At 54.2% G+C, this 17,671-nt stretch carries 13 protein-coding genes and 1 pseudogene; 3 read left to right on the forward strand and 11 right to left on the reverse strand.

Features of this window, described 5'->3' with window-relative positions:
• Nucleotides 1–32: 32 nt before the first annotated feature.
• From Q3V30_RS10385 to Q3V30_RS10405, 5 genes are read right to left on the reverse strand one after another with little or no spacing between them, the layout of a single operon-like run.
• The gene (locus tag Q3V30_RS10385; protein ID WP_306213009.1) at nucleotides 33–971 is read right to left on the reverse strand and encodes a choline kinase family protein; all 939 of its coding nucleotides are present in this window, start codon (nucleotides 969–971) and stop codon (nucleotides 33–35) included.
• Nucleotides 968–1,897: an aminoglycoside phosphotransferase family protein gene (locus Q3V30_RS10390; RefSeq protein ID WP_306213010.1), complete on the reverse strand. Its 930-nt coding sequence runs from the start codon at nucleotides 1,895–1,897 to the stop codon at nucleotides 968–970. Before Q3V30_RS10390 ends, Q3V30_RS10385 begins: the two co-directional genes overlap by 4 nt.
• Nucleotides 1,894–3,180: a M20 family metallo-hydrolase gene (locus Q3V30_RS10395; RefSeq protein WP_306213012.1), complete on the reverse strand. Its 1,287-nt coding sequence runs from the start codon at nucleotides 3,178–3,180 to the stop codon at nucleotides 1,894–1,896. Before Q3V30_RS10395 ends, Q3V30_RS10390 begins: the two co-directional genes overlap by 4 nt.
• The gene (locus tag Q3V30_RS10400) at nucleotides 3,119–3,916 is read right to left on the reverse strand and encodes a DeoR/GlpR family DNA-binding transcription regulator (protein WP_306213014.1); all 798 of its coding nucleotides are present in this window, start codon (nucleotides 3,914–3,916) and stop codon (nucleotides 3,119–3,121) included. The genes Q3V30_RS10395 and Q3V30_RS10400 overlap by 62 nt, the downstream gene beginning before the upstream one ends.
• A gap of 54 nt (nucleotides 3,917–3,970) precedes the next feature.
• Complete coding sequence (locus Q3V30_RS10405; RefSeq protein ID WP_306213016.1) at nucleotides 3,971–5,398, reverse strand: amidase; 1,428 nt, start codon at nucleotides 5,396–5,398, stop codon at nucleotides 3,971–3,973.
• 421 nt (nucleotides 5,399–5,819) lie between these two features.
• Between Q3V30_RS10405 and Q3V30_RS10410 the strand changes: the two genes are divergently transcribed.
• Nucleotides 5,820–6,464, forward strand: coding sequence for a PadR family transcriptional regulator (locus tag Q3V30_RS10410; protein ID WP_306213018.1), 645 nt, complete (start codon nucleotides 5,820–5,822; stop codon nucleotides 6,462–6,464).
• 45 nt (nucleotides 6,465–6,509) lie between these two features.
• A pseudogene (locus Q3V30_RS10415) lies at nucleotides 6,510–7,645 on the forward strand (aminopeptidase P family N-terminal domain-containing protein).
• A gap of 30 nt (nucleotides 7,646–7,675) precedes the next feature.
• On the opposite strand, the gene Q3V30_RS10420 reads toward Q3V30_RS10415, so the two are convergent.
• The gene (locus Q3V30_RS10420; protein WP_306213019.1) at nucleotides 7,676–8,596 is read right to left on the reverse strand and encodes a LysR family transcriptional regulator; all 921 of its coding nucleotides are present in this window, start codon (nucleotides 8,594–8,596) and stop codon (nucleotides 7,676–7,678) included.
• 165 nt (nucleotides 8,597–8,761) lie between these two features.
• Here Q3V30_RS10420 and Q3V30_RS10425 point away from each other — a divergent pair, with 165 nt between their 5' ends.
• Nucleotides 8,762–9,466, forward strand: coding sequence for an SDR family NAD(P)-dependent oxidoreductase (locus Q3V30_RS10425; protein ID WP_306213020.1), 705 nt, complete (start codon nucleotides 8,762–8,764; stop codon nucleotides 9,464–9,466).
• A 43-nt stretch (nucleotides 9,467–9,509) separates the two neighbouring features.
• Here Q3V30_RS10425 and fhuE read toward each other — a convergent pair whose 3' ends face one another.
• From fhuE to Q3V30_RS10450, 5 genes are all read right to left on the reverse strand, one after another.
• Nucleotides 9,510–11,738, reverse strand: a complete 2,229-nt coding sequence (gene fhuE, locus Q3V30_RS10430) for a ferric-rhodotorulic acid/ferric-coprogen receptor FhuE (RefSeq protein WP_306213022.1) — start codon at nucleotides 11,736–11,738, stop codon at nucleotides 9,510–9,512.
• A gap of 256 nt (nucleotides 11,739–11,994) precedes the next feature.
• A complete protein-coding gene (locus tag Q3V30_RS10435) occupies nucleotides 11,995–12,279 on the reverse strand; it encodes a VF530 family protein (RefSeq protein WP_306213024.1) in 285 nt (94 codons plus the stop codon).
• Nucleotides 12,280–12,424: 145 nt separating this feature from the next.
• The gene (locus tag Q3V30_RS10440; protein ID WP_306213026.1) at nucleotides 12,425–14,752 is read right to left on the reverse strand and encodes an FdhF/YdeP family oxidoreductase; all 2,328 of its coding nucleotides are present in this window, start codon (nucleotides 14,750–14,752) and stop codon (nucleotides 12,425–12,427) included.
• A 246-nt stretch (nucleotides 14,753–14,998) separates the two neighbouring features.
• Complete coding sequence (gene ahr / locus Q3V30_RS10445; RefSeq protein ID WP_306213028.1) at nucleotides 14,999–16,015, reverse strand: NADPH-dependent aldehyde reductase Ahr; 1,017 nt, start codon at nucleotides 16,013–16,015, stop codon at nucleotides 14,999–15,001.
• 223 nt (nucleotides 16,016–16,238) lie between these two features.
• Nucleotides 16,239–17,558 (reverse strand): methyl-accepting chemotaxis protein, encoded by a 1,320-nt coding sequence (locus tag Q3V30_RS10450; RefSeq protein WP_306213030.1) that lies wholly within the window; start codon nucleotides 17,556–17,558, stop codon nucleotides 16,239–16,241.
• Nucleotides 17,559–17,671: the final 113 nt, after the last annotated feature.

Consider the following 17,671-nt stretch of genomic DNA (forward strand, 5'->3'; position numbering starts at 1 on the left):
GCTGCCACTTATTTAGTAAACAGGATTGGTTATTAAACCGCGCGTAACCAGTTTTCCCAGTCGGGATGATTAAGCACGCTTCGTGCACGCTGCGTTTTCCATGCACCATATTTTGAAAAGTCGAAATCGATATCCGCAACCTGATGTTGAATAATTGCCCATGTGGACCATTTCATATCAGCCAGAAATTTATGCAACTGCACGCGGGCAAAACTGGCGTTATCTACCTTGCCGAAATAGGCTTCCAGCAATTCCCGTTCAATTTCTGGCGTAAAGAACATTTCGCCAAACCATAAAGCCAGTTCGTAGCAACGGTCGTTATTTGAGGCATATTCAAAATCAACCAGCCGGATATCTCCGCTGGCATTAAGCATAAAATTACCCGCCAGCGTATCGTTCATGCATGGAACTATATCCAGCCCTGAAGCCCGAAGGGCTGCCTGCGCACGCTGGCCCTGTTTATGCAGCCAGGCGGCATCGGCAGAAAAGGTGCCGCCGAGACCAGTCACCTGGTCAATATGTTCATCCAGCATATCGAACACGGTTTTGCTTTCGGCCAGCAGCGACTTATCGTTAAAACTCTTCAGAGCATGAAGTGCCTTATGGCGCACGTCGCGTTGCTGAAAATCGTGATTTGAAGAGGTTCGCCACCCTTCCATAAATTCAAAAATCTCTACGCCCTGGTCACGCAAATAGGCCACCACCTGCGCACCATAGCCCGTTTCTGCGGCTTTCAGGCTGGCTTCATGGGCGGTATCGCGATTAATAAAACGCTCTGTGCCCTCACCGGGGATCTTCACAAAATAGGCACAGGGAGCGCCAGCAATCTCTACCCGCCAGTTGGCATTTGAGATCCCCCCACCCACCGGCTGGTAACGACTCTCAGCAGCCTGCCACGCCGGCACGGCTGCAATAGCCTTTTCAACACGCTGTTCCTGCCAGCTGACGGCTTCTCCCAGACGTTTGCTCATGCTGCTCTCCCCGCCACAAGGGCTAACCAACGTTCAAGACGCGGGTCACTGGCACTCTGGCGACAGCGCAGCAGCGTCCACTGACCAATCTTAGTAAATTCAAGCCCCCGTGGGCTGGTCTGGCCGCTCCAGAAGCCCCACAGCGTCCAGTAATAGTCGTCGGCCAGCGCATAGAGACGGCAGCGGGCAAAGTCCGCTTCACTGCATGACCCGTACCAGTTACGGATCGCTTCACGCCACTGGTCATCAAAAGAGAGTGTTTCATTCAGCAGCACAGCGGTGTCATACCAGGGGTCATCAAGCGCAGCGGAATCGAAGTCCAGCAGTTGCCACTCACCGCGTTCGTTAACCAGCCAGTTGCTGGCAATCGGATCGCCGTGGATCAGCACCGACGGTTTCGCCTGCACTGCAAGCGCCTCCCAGGCAAGGTCCACACACTCTCCCAGCCACAGCAGCTCATCAGGAAGCGTCACGCTGTCAGTTTCACAACGCTGACGCAGCTTCAGCATGGCGTCGTGTCGCCCCGGCAGAGGCAGTGAGATCTGATGCAGCCGATCAAGCATTTGCGTGATCTTCTGCAGGTTCTGCGGCCGGGTGAGCTGATCCAGCGTCGCCCAATGCCACCCCTCTTCCAGCGCGCTGTAGAGAGCCACACCCTGCTCGCTGTCAGTATGAAGAAGAGGCGGCGTCAGCCCCTGCTCTGCGGCGGCACGAGCGGCGGCAAAGACATTTTCAGCATCAATCAACGGCTTCTGATCGTCATGCAGAACCTTGGCATAATAGTGCCGCTCGCCCTGAGCAACCCGAAATCCTGCCCATTCGGTAGCTACGCGATGGGGTGACGCCACGCCTGCTGTACCTGGCTCAATGGACCAGAGAGCTTCCGGCTGCCAGGCGCTAAGGACCTGCTGTAAACGGGTTATCATGCTGTTTCCTCCACGTCCGGAAACAGGCAAATATCGGCCAGCAGCGCCAGCAGCAGATCCAACCCACGGTGCAACTCTTCCTGCGCGGTAAACTCGCGCTCGTTGTGCGACAGGCCGTCGCGGCTTGGCACAAACAACAGGCAGCTTGGACAGCTGGCGCTCAGGCTGACCGCATCGTGCCCCGCAACCGTTTGCATTTTTAGCGAGCTTAATCCCAGCTCATGCGCCAGCTTCTGCGCCCGTTGCGCCAGCCTTGCGTCAAGCTGCTGGCGCTGCCTGAACAGCGAAGAGATCAGGCTGACATCAGTAGCGGTCTCCTGCGCAATAGTTTGCAGCTTGTGGGAAAATAGCTCGCCGGTTGCTCTGAGTAACGCCTCATCTGCCGATCGAAACTCAATGTAAAGCGTCGCCTCAGAAGTCACCACATTAGGCGAGTTGGGCGAGGTTTCCAGACGTCCGACCGAGGTATGCAGTGCCAGTCCGTGCCTGTCGGCCTCTTCCCGTACCGCAACGATGGTTTTTGCCGCAGCCAGCAGCGCATCACGTCGGCTCGCCATCAGCGAAGGGCCGGTGTGGTTCTGTTCTCCCCGAAAGGCTACCTGCCACTTGAGTGCAGCCCAGGTTTCGCTTACCACACCCACCTGCTTCTGCTGTTGTTCAAGGTGCGGGCCCTGCTCAATGTGTATTTCAACATAGGCCGCCAGCGTCATAGGCGGTAACGGTTCGCCACGATAGCCGATCATCTCAAGAGCTTCCCCAAGCGTAATGCCCTCAGCATCCTTACAGGCGAGCGCTTTTTCCAGTGTGGTTGCGCCGGTAAACACCGCGCTGCCGATCAGGCTTGGCTGGAAGCGTGCGCCCTCTTCGTTGGTCCAGCTCACCACGGCGAGATTCAGCCTGGCGTCTTCATCGCGCTCTTTCAGCTGACGGGCCAGGCTGCTCAATGCTGTCGCCCCTGCCGTTACGCCATAGGCACCGTCGAAACGGCCTCCGGCGGGCTGGCTGTCGAGGTGAGAGCCGCAAAGCAGCCAGGGCGCTCCGGGGCATAGAGTCAGCAGACCAAAAACGTTGCCAATCTCATCGACGTGGACGCTGAAGCCCTGCTGGCGTAGCCAGTGGCAGAAAGCGTCGCGCATTGCGCCATCTTCTGCACTGGCCGTGAGCCGATGCAGCCCGCCTGCGGGCGTGGCACCAATATCACAACTCTGTGCAAACAGCGCGTCAAAGGCCTGATAATCGTTTTGCGTCATCCGCAGCGACGCCGGGATGGAGGATAGTGACATGGGCTTTCTCCAGACTCTCTACAAAATTCGGCGGAGGGGGCATGTTCGTCACCAGCGTATTCACAGCATTGAAAGGCAGCGTGTTAACAAAGGTGCGCAGGCCAAATTTCCCCTCATCGGCCAGAATCACGCTCCGACGACAATGTTGCGTCAGCACGCGGCGCAGCAGCGCTTCCGGCTCTTCGTAATCCATAAATCCGTGTTCTGCATCCACCGCCCCAATTCCCATAAAAGCGATGTCATAATGAAACTGCCGCGCAAACGCCAGCGCGTGAGGACCCGTCAGAGCGTTATCATTGCGCCGCACGCGGCCTGGCACCAGCGTGACTGCATTGTCACTTTGCTGTGTCAGCAGCCCGGCAATATCCAGCGAATTAGTAAAAACCTTCAGTCTGGAAAACGAGGTCAGCTGTTGCGCCAGCGCCAGCGTGGAGGTGCCGGTATCCAGAAACAGCGCCATTCCCTCTTCAACCAGATCGCTGGCCAGCTGTGCTATCCGCACTTTGGCTCGCGGCTTAATGCGGCTGCGGATTTGCAGCGGCTGCTCCTCACTCGGCACTGGCAAAATGGCTCCGCCGTGGACGCGACGCAGTACGCCGTGCTCTTCAAGATATTTCAGGTCCCGGCGAATGGTCTCTTCCGACACCACAAAACGCTGAGCCAGTTCGGTAACGCGCACCCGCTTTTCACTGCCCAGCACCCGTTTGATTTCATCCAGTCGCGGTTGATTGATCATGACTCCCCTTTTGATCTCTGAATAGTCGGCAAAAGAGCAGTATACCCGTGGCGATCATGCCTGTGGCGGAAGATGCTGCGACCAGGGCATCAGCGCTTCCAGCGCGGCGCAGAATTGCAGAACATCGCCTTCGGCATAGCGTCTGCCAATCACCTGCATGCCTACCGGTAAGCCCTCAGGAGTGAAACCGCACGGTATGGTGGCCGCCGGATTGCCGCTGAGGTTGAAGGGCCAGGTAAAGGGCGTCCAGCGGGCCCACTCTACGCCACTGTTCCCTTCCTGCTGCTCAGGTGGCGTCTGGCGATCGGCCGCAAATGGCAGCACCGGCAGAGTCGGCATCACCAGTAAATCAACTTCATCAAACAGTGCATGAACCTGCGTGGCAAAGGCGGCACGCTCTTTCTGAGCGCCGAGATAGTCAGCCAGGCCGATCTCTTTTGAACGGGCGATCAGCGTGGCGAATCCCGGGTCGAGTTTATCCAGCTGATCCTGCAACGCGGAACCATAGGCCACGCCCCGACCGCCGGTCCAGAGCGTATCAAACGCCTGAAACGGACTTTCCCAGTCAAGCTGGCGTGGCTGAAGATCAATGGGCAGTTGCTGCATCTTCTCCACCGCCTGCTCCACCAGGGATGCAATTTTTGGGTCAACCGGGACATTGAAAAGCGTGCTGGCATAAGCCACACGGAAGCGAGGCAGCGGAGTGTCGCAGCGAGCCAGCCAGGATTCCCCCTTTTCTGGCAGGGCCTGGTGGTCGCGCGCATCGGGACCCGAAAGCAGGTCGAACAGTAAGGCGCTGTCCCGGACGGTACGCGTTATCGGTCCGGCATGGCTCAACATTTCCGTGGCTGACCAGGGCCAGGTCGGGATGCGGCCCAGCGAGGCTTTCAGCGCAAAAAGACCGCAAAACGCGCCGGGTATGCGCACCGAACCGCCGCCATCCGATCCCAGAGATCCCGGCACCAGATGCGCCGCCACGCTGATTGCTGAACCAGAGCTGGAACCCCCACTGGTTAAGTCGCTGTTCCAGGGATTACGGCCATGGCCGAAAAGGCGGGAATAGCTGGAGCCGGTCCAGCCGAATTCAGTAGTGGCGGTTTTACCTAACAGAATGGCACCCGCTGCTTTCAGGCGAGCAATAATCGGCGCATCGCTCTCTGGCACATTCTCCAGCGCCGTAAGGGAACCTTTAGTGGTACGTAACCCAGCAGTAGAAAACAGATCTTTAATGCCAAACGGCACGCCATGCAGCGGGCCTCGCCACTGACCTTGTGCCGCTTCGCTGTCGCATGCCTCCGCTTCTTTAAGCGCTGAGGTTTCAAAGAGATCGCCGAAAGCGTGCAATGTGGGATTGTGGGTTTTTATGCGCTGAAGACAGAGGTTGACCAGCGAGACGCTGCTGCGTTTTTTGCTGCGTATCTGCTCCGCAGCCGTCAGAACATCTGGCATGATTTCTCTGTTTAACCGTTCATCCTGCTGCATGTTTTACACCTGATGCGGTGGACTCTGATGGCCTCATAGTGACCCTTGCATCCATACCGCGCAAGACGGATTTTTGTTGTTAATGTGGGATATGTGGTTTTGATGGCGTGTCAGTGATAGGAAAAAATGATGTGATAATTAAGAGTATTGTGCTGCAAGGGTTATATAAGCCAGAATAAAAAATCAGCAAAACCGAAATTTCACAGGCTTTTCCGGCGCCCCTGAAGATGAGTAAATGGGATTGGCCTCTGCCTGATAAGCCCGCGTTTATGGCTGCGGCGTCAGACTGTAATAATAAAGTCATATACATGCCTTTCGCGTTTTATTTCGCCACCGCTGTTGCTTTTTACTATCTTAAGATATAAAAATAGCACTATCTTACGATACTGTCGTAAGATATTAACCCCTACAGGAGAGTGCTATGTTTAAAGAAATGTTCCATGAACGCATGCATCGTCATGCCGAAAATCCGCGAGGCCACCATCACTGTTCCGCTCATCGTGGCGGTCACTCTGACGGTCATCGGGGGCATCGCGGCGGCCGTGATGATGCCGGACACCGCGATCGCCCTTCTTTCCTGCGCGGCCGTAAATTTGGCGCGGATGAGCTACAGCTGCTGTTACTGACGCTGCTGAAGGAGCAGGCCAGCTACGGCTATGAGCTGATCAAAATCCTCAGCGAGAAAAGCGGCGGATTCTATACCCCAAGCCCTGGCGTGATTTACCCGGCACTGACTTATCTTGAGGATGTCGGCCATGTTACCGTCCAGCCTGAAGGTAACCGTAAGCGTTTTGCGATCAACGCCGAAGGTGAGGCTTATCTGACTCAGAATCAGGAGGTGGCAGAGGCGTTAATGGCGAAGCTGGCGCTGTTTGCCAGTCAGAGCGACTCGGTCAATCAGGCAATGTCCGAGCACCGCCAGGCTTTCGCGCCGGCATTGATGGAGGCGATCCATTCGCTCCGGAGCGAGCTGCACCAGTTCCATAACAGTGATGAAGAGAGCCAGAGCAAAGCCGCCAAAATTATTCAGCAGGCGCTGGCAGAGCTTAAAGCATTAAAAGAGTAGTCGGACACGCTAACCACTGAGAACAGATTTTACAGGAGGAATACCATGAACGAGTCCCTTGTCCGTTTTACTCTCAGCCCTATTCCGCCCCCAAAGACCTTCTCCAACGTCAAAAGTACCGTAATCAGTGATGAGGTGATGGCGCATCGTCTGCAAAAAATTCTTACCGCCATGCAGCAGCACAATTTTGATGTGCTGGTCATTTATGCCGACAAAGAGCATGGGGGGAATTTCGAATATCTGTCAGGCTTTATTCCCCGCTTTGAAGAGGCGCTGCTGGTGGTGACGGCGCAGGGCAAGCTGACCTATATCATGGGCAATGAGAACCTCAAACTGGTGCCTCATGCCAGAAACCCGGGCGCCTGCCTTCATGCTCCGGCTTTTTCATTGCCCAATCAGCCAATGGATAATGACGCCCCGCTTGCCACGCTGCTAGCTAAGGCTGGCGTGACGCGGGCAAGCAAGACCGGGATTGCAGGCTGGAAGTTATTTACCTCTCAGCAGCAGAATAATGCTTACCGTTTTGATATTCCTGCTTTTATTCTGGATGAGGTGATTGATGCCGCTGGCGACAGGCAGCATGTGACTAACGCCACCGGCCTGTTTATCTCGCCGGACTATGGCGTGCGTTGTCTGAACAGCGCCAGCGAGATCGCCTGCTATGAGTATGGCGCAAACCTGGCCTCCACCCATATTCTCAGGGCACTGGATACGCTTGAGGTGGGCAAAAGCGAAAAAGAAATTGGCCAGCTGTTAGCGGGTGACGGCCAGCCTGGCAATGTGGTGACCATCGCGTCGACTGGTGAAAGATTTGCCCATGCCGGACTTTATCCTACCGACAAACAGATCCAGCGGGGAGATAAGTTTTCGCTGACCGGGGGCTACAAAGGTGGCCTGAGCAGCAGAGCGGCATGATTTTCCAGATCGATATCATCCCTTCGCTGCCGGGCTATGGCGGATGCAGCATCGAAGATACGGTCGCGCTGGCTGATAAAGCGCTGCGGGAAGAGCTGGCAGCCAGCTATCCGGAAGTGTGGCAGAGAATGGAAATCCGCAAGGCATATCTGCAGGATATATTGAATCTGCGGGTATCCGACGATCTGATCCTGCTCTCCAACACGGTTGGCTATCTGCGCCCTTTCCTGCTGGATAAACAGCGCGCTCTGGTTCGTCAGCTTTAAAGCTTCAATACGCTCTCCCATGCTGACTGTTTATCTGGCACGGCATACGCTAAGCACAAGCTTACGCAGCCAGCGATGTGCTGCATCGGCTTCCATTCTGGGGTGCCATAGCATGGATACCGTGATCGTCTGGGTTGCGACCGGCAGTTGAAACATGTGCAGCACTGTCTCTGCACCTCTGTCAGCCATTGCCGGGTTTTTCTTCAGGCAGGACAAAGGAACCAGTGCCACCAGGTCAGAAGCTTGAGCCACTGCTAACGCAGCGGAGAAGCCCGGCACTACGCCTGCAATTTTTCGCTCCAACCCCTTCCCGGCCAGTGCCTGATCAACCGGGCCACGAATTTTGCCTCTACGCGAGGTCACGACGTGGCCCCAGGAGACATACTCTTCAGCCGTTACCTGTTTCTTCTTCGCTAGTGGATGACCTTTCCTGACCACGCCAACAAATTTATCCCTGAATAACGCCTGCAGGCGAACTTCAGGCCCCATTTCACCGGCCACACCAATCTCAAGATCAATGATCCCCTCCCTTAACGGCGTACTGCTTTTCTCGGGTTTTGGAGCAAAACGCAGGAAAACATCCGGTGCGACGGCAGAAGCCGCTGCAATCAGCGCTGCGCCGTAGATTTCCACAAAGTCGTCGTTAGTACGGAGGATAAAGGTGCGGGACAGTGTAGCGAGGTTAAGTTCATTCAACACAGGCGTCAGCAACGAACGTGCCTCAATCAGGGCATGCGGAGTGCGCTCACGAAGTGTTTCCGCATAGGGTGTCAGCACCATTTTACGCCCAGCCCGAACCAGTAACGGGTCACCAGTTGAATTTCTCAACCGCGTCAATGTCCGGCTCATGGCGGAGGCACTTAATCCCAGACGGCGTGCAGCGCCAGCAACGCTGACTTCAGCCAGCAGCACATTCAACGCAATAAGGAGGTTCAGATCGGGTTCGTTCATGTCTCATCTTAGCCTCCGCCACGGTTTATGGGAAGGCGTCTGATGCAGATTAGTAATGCAATTGCTGCGTCTTCCGCCTCCTCTCCTTCCAGATTATATTTTCCTCATTCACAGGTTCAAACCTGTACCGACGCAAAATGGTGTTTCAACCCGGAGATTAAATTTATGCAATCGACTGCAACAGCGAAAACCGTCCTGCTTATTGGCGCTTCCCGTGGCCTGGGTTTTGCCATGGTGGAACAGTATCTCCAGCGAGGCTGGCAGGTCATCGCCACTGGCCGGACTTCCTCTACCACACCACTTAACAGGCTTGTGGAAAAATATCCCGACAGGCTGGAAGTGGAAACGGTAGATATCACCGAACCAGAAGAGGTAGCAGCACTTCATGCCCGACTAAAAAACCACCGTACTGACCTGCTGTTCGTAAATGCAGGCGTGAAAAACAGGGATGGCGAAACTATCGCCGACGTTTCTACAGAGGAATTTTTCAGGGTGATGCTGACCAATTCGCTTAGCCCAATGCGGGTCATTGAGACTTTTCAGGATCTGGTATTGCCGACAGGGACTATTGGCGTAATGTCTTCCGGCCAGGGGAGTCTGACTAACAATATCAATGGTAACTATGAACTTTATCGTGGCAGCAAAGCAGCGCTGAACATGTTTATGCGCAGTTTTGCTGCGCGGCATGCTAAAGGGAAAAAAACTTTGCTGCTGATGGCCCCAGGCTGGGTGCGTACGGATATGGGTGGGCCGGAAGCCCGCCTGAGCATTGGCGAAAGCATTCCTGCATTAATCAACACCATGGAAAATTATTCCGGACGCACGGGGCTTCACTATCTGGACTATCAGGGAAAGGTTTTGCCATGGTAAGCCGAAGGGGGGAAATGGCTCCTGAAAGGAGCCATTAACGTTATCAGAACTGATAGCTGGCGGTCAGCGAGAAGTTACGCGGCTCGCCGTAGACGGTATAGATGTTGTCCACCGTGGTGTCATATTCCTTGTCGAACAGGTTGTTGAGGTTAGCCTGCAGGGAGAGCTGTTTGGTGACCTGATAACGGCTGAAGAGGTTCACCAGCGCATAGCTACCCTGCTCTGCGCGAAGCGTGCCGTTGCCATCCGGGCCGGCAATATCGCTCCAGACGTGCGTCTGCCAGTTAACCCCACCGCCCACGGTGATCTCCTCAAGCATCGGCAAGCGGTAGCTGGTAAAGAGCTTAAGCTGGGTGCGGGGCAGCTGTGGATTCACCGCCGTACCATCCCGCTCTTCAGCAATATAGCGGGTGCCGCCAAAGGTCATCTGCCAGTTATCGGTAATGGCGCCGTTGATTTCAAACTCAACGCCGCGGCTGACGGTACCGTCCGTGGCTCTGTAGGCATCTTCGCCCGCCGTACCCGGTATTTTCTGGCCGGTAAGTTGCGCGACATTATCCAGCTCCGCACGGAAAACGGAGACGGAAGTGGTCAGGCGGCTGTTGAACCAGTCTGATTTAACACCAGCCTCGTAGTTCTTGCCGATAACCGGTGACAGGAAGCTGCGGTTGATATCGCGCTGAGTCTGCGGCTGGAAGACCGAAGTATAGCTGGCGTAGGTTGACCAGTTCTCATTGATATCAAACACCAGGCCCGCATAGGGCGAAACGTTATTTTTCTCAAACTCCTGAGTAAGGGAATGGGAGTTGTAGTTGGTATAACGTGCGCCCAGGATCAGGTGCAGCGGGTCGGCCAGCGAGAGGCGTGTTGCCATGTAGGCGGACTTCTTACGAATGATATCTTCCTGAGCCAGCGTGCGTGGCCCCCAGTCTGTTTCAGGGAAGCTGCTGTTATAGTTGTTGAAGTTCCCCAGCTCTGCAGAGGATATATTGGCAAAGGAGCTGTAATAGGTGTTTTTCTGTTTGGTGTAGCTCAGCCCCATCATCAGCTCATGCTGACGGCCAAGCAGCTCAAACGGACCGCTGGCATAGGCATCAACAGCATTAACCTTGCGCTTGCCGGAGTTGTAACCCGTTCCCGCCACTACATCGTAATCCTGATAGCGGGAAACGCCCAAACCGGTGGTTTTATCGAAATAGCCATCAATGTACATCTGTTTACTGTTGATCAGCGTTTCGTTGTGGGTGCCGGTAAGGTTCGCCTGCCAGCCGTTATCGAAGCTCTGCTTCAGATTAGCAAAGACTTTATTATTCTGTTTGTCGTTGTAAGCCCAGTCCGGCGCGGTGTTAAAGCCGCGACGATAGTCTGTTTTGCTACCGTCGGTATACCAGCGGGGAGCGCCACCCCAGGCCGGGCGGTTGGCGTTGGTCTCCTGATATTCATACCCCACGGTCAGCGTGGTGGAGTCTGTCAGGTCAGCATCGACAACGCCATAGAGGAATTTTTTCTCTGCGCTGTAGCGCTCGACAAAGCTGTCGCCATCCTGATAACCGGCGACAATCCGGCCACGCACGTTGCCAGACTCACTCAGCGGTGCAGAAAGATCGGCAACATAGCGCTGTTTATTCCAGCTGCCGTAAGAAGCGGAAACATTACCGGCAAATTCACGGCTGTCGGCATGTTTGTGGATCATATTGATCGAAGCGGAAGGATTGCCGGTGCCGGTCATCAGCCCTGACGCGCCGCGAACCACCTCAATACGCTCAAACATCGCCGTATCAGACTGGGAGTCGCCCAGGTTCCAGCGTGTCTCGAACACGGTTGGAATGCCATCTACCATGTAGTTATCGATCAGAAAACCGCGTGAATAGTAGGTACGACGATCCATATCCGCTACCCCTTCCTGGATAGCGGTGGTGTTATACAGCACCTGGCCCAGCGACTGCAGCTGCTGGTCCTCCATCCGTTGCTTGCTGATAATGCTGACCGATTGCGGAATATCGCGCGCAATCATCGACATTTTTGTGCCAGCGCTGGTCACCGGCACGCTGTAATCGGTCGCCGCGCTGCCGGTTGCGCTCTCTGCGGTTGCTTCTACCGTCAGCGTCTGTTCGTTAGCAGCAGGTACTGCCGTCTGTTCGGCAGCAAAAGTATGGGGGACCTGCAGGGCGACCGCGACCAGCACAGCCAGCGCGGAATAACGGGGAGCGTGAGCATATCCAGCTTCATGGCTGAAGCCCTTTTCTCTGGTACGGCCTGGTGCAAAAAACATCGTACTACCTCAGAAGATTATTTTATTTTTATGCCACTGATTCGCTGGCAACCCAAATGCGAATGAGAACTATAATTTTTTTTATTTCTTCTGTAAAAGATTATCAGGGAACTTTTCAGGATTTTGTAAGGACGGGGGAAAGTGTTTCAGGACGGGGGGAATGGCTAAAAATTTTCAGGGTGTGAAGAAAACTCCCTTTGCGGCAGAGAAGATCGCCTCTGCCTTACTCTTTCAGGCATCCACTACTCAGTGATAGCTACTCTTTCTTTTTCCAGTTTGCCCACGGACTCTCTGCCGGAACCTCAGGCTCTGCGGCACGCGGTTCCTCCAGCGAAGCGAGATAAAGCTCTTCCACCTCTTTACGCGCCCAGGGCGTGCGGCGGAGAAATTTCAGGCTCGATTTAACGCTGGGATCGCTCTTAAAACAGTTGATATTGATACGCCTGGCCAACTCTTCCCAGCCATATTGGGCCTGCAATGCGTTGAGCAGTGCTTCCAGCGTCACCCCATGCAGAGGATCTTTCGAGGTATGGTTTGTCATAATGCTTTCCGGTAACAAGACTGATGGCCGACAAGATACCTGAATGCCCGGCAAAAGTGCAATCAGCAAGGCTATATGTGACGTTGTCACCTGAAACGTTGTTGTACTACGGCGTCCGAAGACGCCGTAGAGTCACCAGGGCTGTTTACCGCAGTGCGCCATCCGTCTCCTCAACAGGCATTTCACATTTCTCCATATCTACCGGAATGTTTTTGTAAGCCGGAATACCGCTTCGCGTGTCATAACTGTCGAGCGGGATCATGACGTTTGCCTCCGGGTAATAAGCCCCAAGTGAGCCAGGCGCCATGTCCAGCACCACAATCGTCAGCTTATCCATACGGCGATCGGTACGCTTACCTTCAGGATCAAGGGCGATGATATTCACCTTATCCCCCACGCGCAGCTCCCGTTTCTCCGCCTCTTCCGCATTCATAAACAGCACATCCCTGCGGCCCGTTACGCCGCGATAACGGTCGTTAAGTCCGTACAACGTGGTGTTGTACTGATCGTGGCTGCGCAGCGTGGTCAGCACCAGGTCATGACATTTCAGCGAACGGGGATCTTCGTTGATGCCCTCCATAATCTTAAACTGCGCAAGGCCAGAAGGGGTATTCCAGACGCGTTCGCTGGCGCCGTTATAGAGACGGAAACCGCCAGGCTGTTTAATACGCTCGTTGTAATCTTTAAAGGCCGGGAAAACCGCCTCAATACTGTCGCGGATAAAACTGTAATCGCGGATCATTTTATCCCAGTCCACGCGGGTATTCGGCAGCGTAGCTTTCGCCAGCCCGGCAACAATGGCCGGTTCTGATTTCAGCCAGGGTGAAGCAGGCTTCAGCGATCCGCGAGAAGCGTGAACCATCGACATTGAGTCTTCCACGGTAATGCTCTGCGCGCCGGAAGCCTGTATGTCCTCTTCAGTGCGGCCTATAACCGGAAGGATATAGTTATGCTTGCCCAGCAGCAGATGAGAGCGGTTGAGTTTGGTGGCCATATGGACGACCAGATCGAGCTTGCGCATGGCGGCGAAAGTCGCCTGAGGATCGGAAATCGCTTCAGCCAGGTTCCCACCCAGACAGAGCAAGGCTTTTGCCTGCCCGTCACGCATCGCCTGGATCGCCGCAACGGCACCGTGGCCATGCTCCTGTGGCGGTTTAAAGCCAAACACATTCTCAATGCTGTCCAGCAGCGACTGTGGCGGGATCTCCGTGATGCCAACGGTGCGATCGCCCTGCACGTTGGAGTGCCCACGCAGCGGACAGATACCGGCGCCAGGTTTCCCCATGTTGCCGCGCATCAGCAGTAAATTAGCAATCTGCTGCACATTCTGCGTGCCGTACTGGTGCTGGGTAATGCCCATACCGTAGCAGATAATGGTTTTTTCCGAGTCGGCATAAAGCCGGGCAATATGCAAGATATCCTGATAATCGAGTCCAGAGACTTTCAGGATATGCTCCCACTCGGTGGCATCAAGATCGGCCTTCAGCTCTTCGAAGCCCTGGGTATGTTCATCAATAAACGCCTGGTCAATCACCCCCGGCTGCCCTTCCCGGATCGCCGTCTCATGCATTTTAAGCAGTAATTTCATCACCCCTTTCAGCAGTGCTGCGTCTCCGCCCACCCGAACCTTATAGTAGGTTGAAGCCAGCTCGGTTGAGCCCAGGGAGAGCATCTCAATCGGACTTTGCGGCGAAGTGAAACGCTCCAGTCCGCGCTCGCGTAGCGGATTGATTGCCACAATTTTTGCTCCCCGTTTCGCCACCTCTCTGAGGGTGCCGAGCATGCGGGGATGGTTGGTTCCGGGGTTATGGCCGATACAGATCACTAGATCACATTCGTCAAAATCATCCAGTTCAACCGTTCCTTTGCCAATGCCGATAGACTCCGGCAACCCTATGCTGGTAGGTTCGTGGCACATGTTTGAGCAGTCCGGGAAATTGTTGGTGCCATATTCGCGGGCAAAAAGCTGATAGAGGAAAGCAGCCTCGTTGGAAGCGCGTCCTGAAGTATAAAATTCGACGCTGTTGGGATCTTCATAACTTTGCAGCCGTTCGCCGATCTCCCTGAACGCGGTCTCCCACTCTACGGGCTGATAGGTATCGGTAGCGGCATCATATTTCATCGGGTGGGTCAGCCGCCCCTCTCCTTCAAGCTCAAACGCATTACGCTGCCACAGTTCAGTGACGGTATGCGCGGCAAAAAACTCCGGCGTGGTACGTTTACTGGTCGCTTCCCAGGAAACCGCTTTTGCACCATTTTCACAAAATTCAAAGGAGGAGCCATGACGGGGATCGGGCCATGCACAGCCGGGGCAGTCGAACCCCTGCGGTTGGTTAACCTTGAAAAGCGCAATGACATCCTGTTTAACCGACATTTGACCGCGAATTGCATCGGCAACCGCTTTTAGTGCTCCCCAGCCTCCTGCCGATCCGCCATAAGGTGCGATGCCTATTGTGCTGTTATTTTTTTTCATGAGTTCCTCGCATAGCAATATATTACTGAACTCAAAGCTTAGAATATCTGGCTGGAGGTGGCGGCGGAAAACCTGGCAAATGTTCAGGTATTTCGCTGCTAAATGTTACGGCGTAACAAATTTTGAGGGGGCTGTGCGTATTTTTTATTCGATTTTAAAAAGTGTAAGTCAGTGAACAGAAATAAGTTTATGTCAGGCGCAATCCATAAATGCTCTGGCGCAAATGCGCCAGAGCAGACAGCCACATCAGAAATCGGCTTTTAATACCACGCGGAAATTGGCCTTGCCGGCACGTACATGATCCAGCGCTTCATTGATTTTCGACATCGGGAAGAACTCAACCTGCGGGGCGATATTGGCCCGTGAAGCCAGTTTCAGCAGTGAACGCAGCTGGCCCGGAGAACCGGTAGAAGAGCCGGTCACCGCTTTATCACCCAGAATCAGGTCGAATGCATTGACCTCAATAGGTTTCAATACCGCGCCCACGGTGTGGAATTTGCCATGAGGAGCCAGCGCATCAAAGTAGGGTTTCCAGTCGAGATCCACAGCTACGGTACTGAGAATCAGGTCGAACCGCCCCGCCTGCGCTTTCAACGCTTCAGCATCGCGGCTGTTGACTACTTCATCGGCACCCATATCCAGAATGGACTGCTTTTTGTTCGGCGTGGAGCTGAACGCCACCACCTCTGCGCCCATAGCACGCAGAATTTTGATCGCAATGTGGCCCAGACCGCCAATGCCGATGACGCCTACGCGGCTCATTGCCGTGATGTTGCTCATCAGCAGAGGTTTGAATACGGTAATACCGCCACAGAGCAGCGGCCCGGCACTGGCAACATCAAGATTTTCCGGCAGCGGGATCACCCATTGCCAGTCAGCACGCAGTTTCTCGGCAAAGCCGCCTTTATTGAGAATAGTTGGCGTGGAACCCTGCTGACAGTTTACCTGCTCGCCATTGATGCAGGCATCGCAGTGCTGGCAGCTTTTAGCGGTCCAGCCAATACCGACGCGCTGTCCCACTTTCAGGCCTTTAGCTCCGGCAGCATCGCCAAGCGCAGAGACACGGCCAATAACTTCATGGCCAGCGATAGTTGGGTAGCTGGAGATGCCCCATTCGTTATCGATCATCGACAGGTCAGAATGGCAGACACCGCAGTACTCAACCTCAACTTCCACTTCTTCCGTGCCCAGCTCTCCTGCTTCATATTCATACAGTTCCAGCGCCTGGCCGGCTTGCATCGCTGCGTAGCTTTTGATTTTCACTCTTCACCTCGTTTCAGAATTGACCTGAGAGAGTTTAGCAAAGCCTGGCATTCAGCTATGAAGCGAAACGAGGTGAAGGCCAGCCTTCCTTTGTATCTGCATGTAAATATTGCTGTTTTTACGCTCATAATTAACCTGAGCGTAACAAAGCAGAGAACGAGGCAAAGCACACCCAGGTGACAACGTCACTTAAAGTGCGCCCTTTTTGCGGGTTACTGTGATGCTAACTGGTGAGATTTTGCTGAACGTGCCCAATCGCTTCAACAACTTGTGTCGAATTAGTCTGGATGTCCACAATGACATTTCCCGCTTCCCGTACCAGATGCACGCCTTCGTCGGCCCGCACCAGGTTCGCAGTAATATTTTTCTGCGCTGTCGCGGCCAGCTCATGATTGCGTTCTACCACACCGGTAATCTCCTGGCTGGCTGAATGGATATGGGCGGCAAGGCTACGAACTTCATTGGCCACGACGGCAAAACTTCGGCCGTGTGTTCCCGCGCGGGCCGCCTCTACCGCAGCATTAAGCGCCAGCAGATTGGTCTGACTGGCGATGGAGCGTATCGTCTCCACAATGATGCCGATCTGGGCAGACTGCGAGCTTAATCCATTAATGTCATCGGAGACTTTACGCAGCTCGCCCGCGATTTCATTCACCTTCGTGACGCTGTTTTCAATCACGCGAACCCCCGTCCGGGTGTTTTCGCTGGTCTCAAGCGCAGCCTGGAAAGCCTGCTCAGCGGCTTCGCGTTCCAGCTGGTTTTTCTGCACCTGTGCCGTGACATCAGTGGCAAATTTCACCACCTCATATAACTGATTATTCTCATCAAACACCGGGTTATAAGTAGCGCGTAACCAGATGGTTCTGCCCTGCTTGTTAACGCGTGGAAACTGGCCGGAAACAAAATCGCCGTGGCGTAGCTTTTTCCAGAACTCACTATATTCTTTGCTTGCAGCAAGTTCTGGTGTGCAGAACATGCTGTGATGTTGACCGATAATTTCGGCTGCCTGATAGCCCGTTGTTTTCAAGAAATTGTCATTAGCACGCAGGACCTGCCCGTTAAGGTTAAAGGCTATCACCGCCATTGAGCGATTAATCGCATTGGTCATAGCGCGCTGCTCCTGAGCATCCAGGATACGGTCAGTGATATCTGATGCCAGCTTAACAATTTTCACTACCCTGCCGCTGCGGTCCTGCACCGGGACATAGTTTGCTTCCAGCCAGATGGGGCGGCTGTTTTTTGCCACGCGCAGGAATTTATTGCTGAAGCTTTCGCCACGGCGCAGCCGTTGCCAGAAATGGCTGTACTCTGCCGAGCTGACTAACGCAGGCGGACAAAAGAGGCTGTGGTGTTTACCGACAATCTCAGAGAGCTCATAACCCATTTTTTCAAGGAAAAGCGCGTTGGCACCTAAAATTATGCCTTCAGCGGTAAATTCAATCATGGCTATCGCTCTGTTCATCGCACTGAGGGTTGCCGGCGATCGTCGGGAACGGTGTGAAAAGAGATGAGATAAAATCCCGGGTTTAGTGGTGCCATTCATGGTGTAACCTTTTTGTCATATTTATGGTATTTGTCACAAATACACTATCGGCATTTTGCAGCGAAAATTGAGCTGTACTTGAAAAGCAACTTTGTAAAAAAATGCTTTTAAAT

It is taken from the genome of Erwinia pyri, assembly GCF_030758455.1.
In the GTDB taxonomy this organism is placed as follows: Bacteria; Pseudomonadota; Gammaproteobacteria; order Enterobacterales; family Enterobacteriaceae; genus Erwinia; species Erwinia pyri.

Coding starts and splice junctions, on each gene's coding strand:
- Q3V30_RS10410 (WP_306213018.1), top strand. CDS start 5,820: ATGTTTAAAGAAATGTTCCATGAACGCATGCATCGTCATGCCGAAAAT.
- fhuE (WP_306213022.1), bottom strand. CDS start 11,738: ATGTTTTTTGCACCAGGCCGTACCAGAGAAAAGGGCTTCAGCCATGAA.
- Q3V30_RS10450 (WP_306213030.1), bottom strand. CDS start 17,558: ATGAATGGCACCACTAAACCCGGGATTTTATCTCATCTCTTTTCACAC.
- Q3V30_RS10420 (WP_306213019.1), bottom strand. CDS start 8,596: ATGAACGAACCCGATCTGAACCTCCTTATTGCGTTGAATGTGCTGCTG.
- Q3V30_RS10440 (WP_306213026.1), bottom strand. CDS start 14,752: ATGAAAAAAAATAACAGCACAATAGGCATCGCACCTTATGGCGGATCG.
- Q3V30_RS10400 (WP_306213014.1), bottom strand. CDS start 3,916: ATGATCAATCAACCGCGACTGGATGAAATCAAACGGGTGCTGGGCAGT.
- Q3V30_RS10435 (WP_306213024.1), bottom strand. CDS start 12,279: ATGACAAACCATACCTCGAAAGATCCTCTGCATGGGGTGACGCTGGAA.
- Q3V30_RS10425 (WP_306213020.1), top strand. CDS start 8,762: ATGCAATCGACTGCAACAGCGAAAACCGTCCTGCTTATTGGCGCTTCC.
- Q3V30_RS10405 (WP_306213016.1), bottom strand. CDS start 5,398: ATGCAGCAGGATGAACGGTTAAACAGAGAAATCATGCCAGATGTTCTG.
- Q3V30_RS10385 (WP_306213009.1), bottom strand. CDS start 971: ATGAGCAAACGTCTGGGAGAAGCCGTCAGCTGGCAGGAACAGCGTGTT.
- Q3V30_RS10390 (WP_306213010.1), bottom strand. CDS start 1,897: ATGATAACCCGTTTACAGCAGGTCCTTAGCGCCTGGCAGCCGGAAGCT.
- Q3V30_RS10395 (WP_306213012.1), bottom strand. CDS start 3,180: ATGTCACTATCCTCCATCCCGGCGTCGCTGCGGATGACGCAAAACGAT.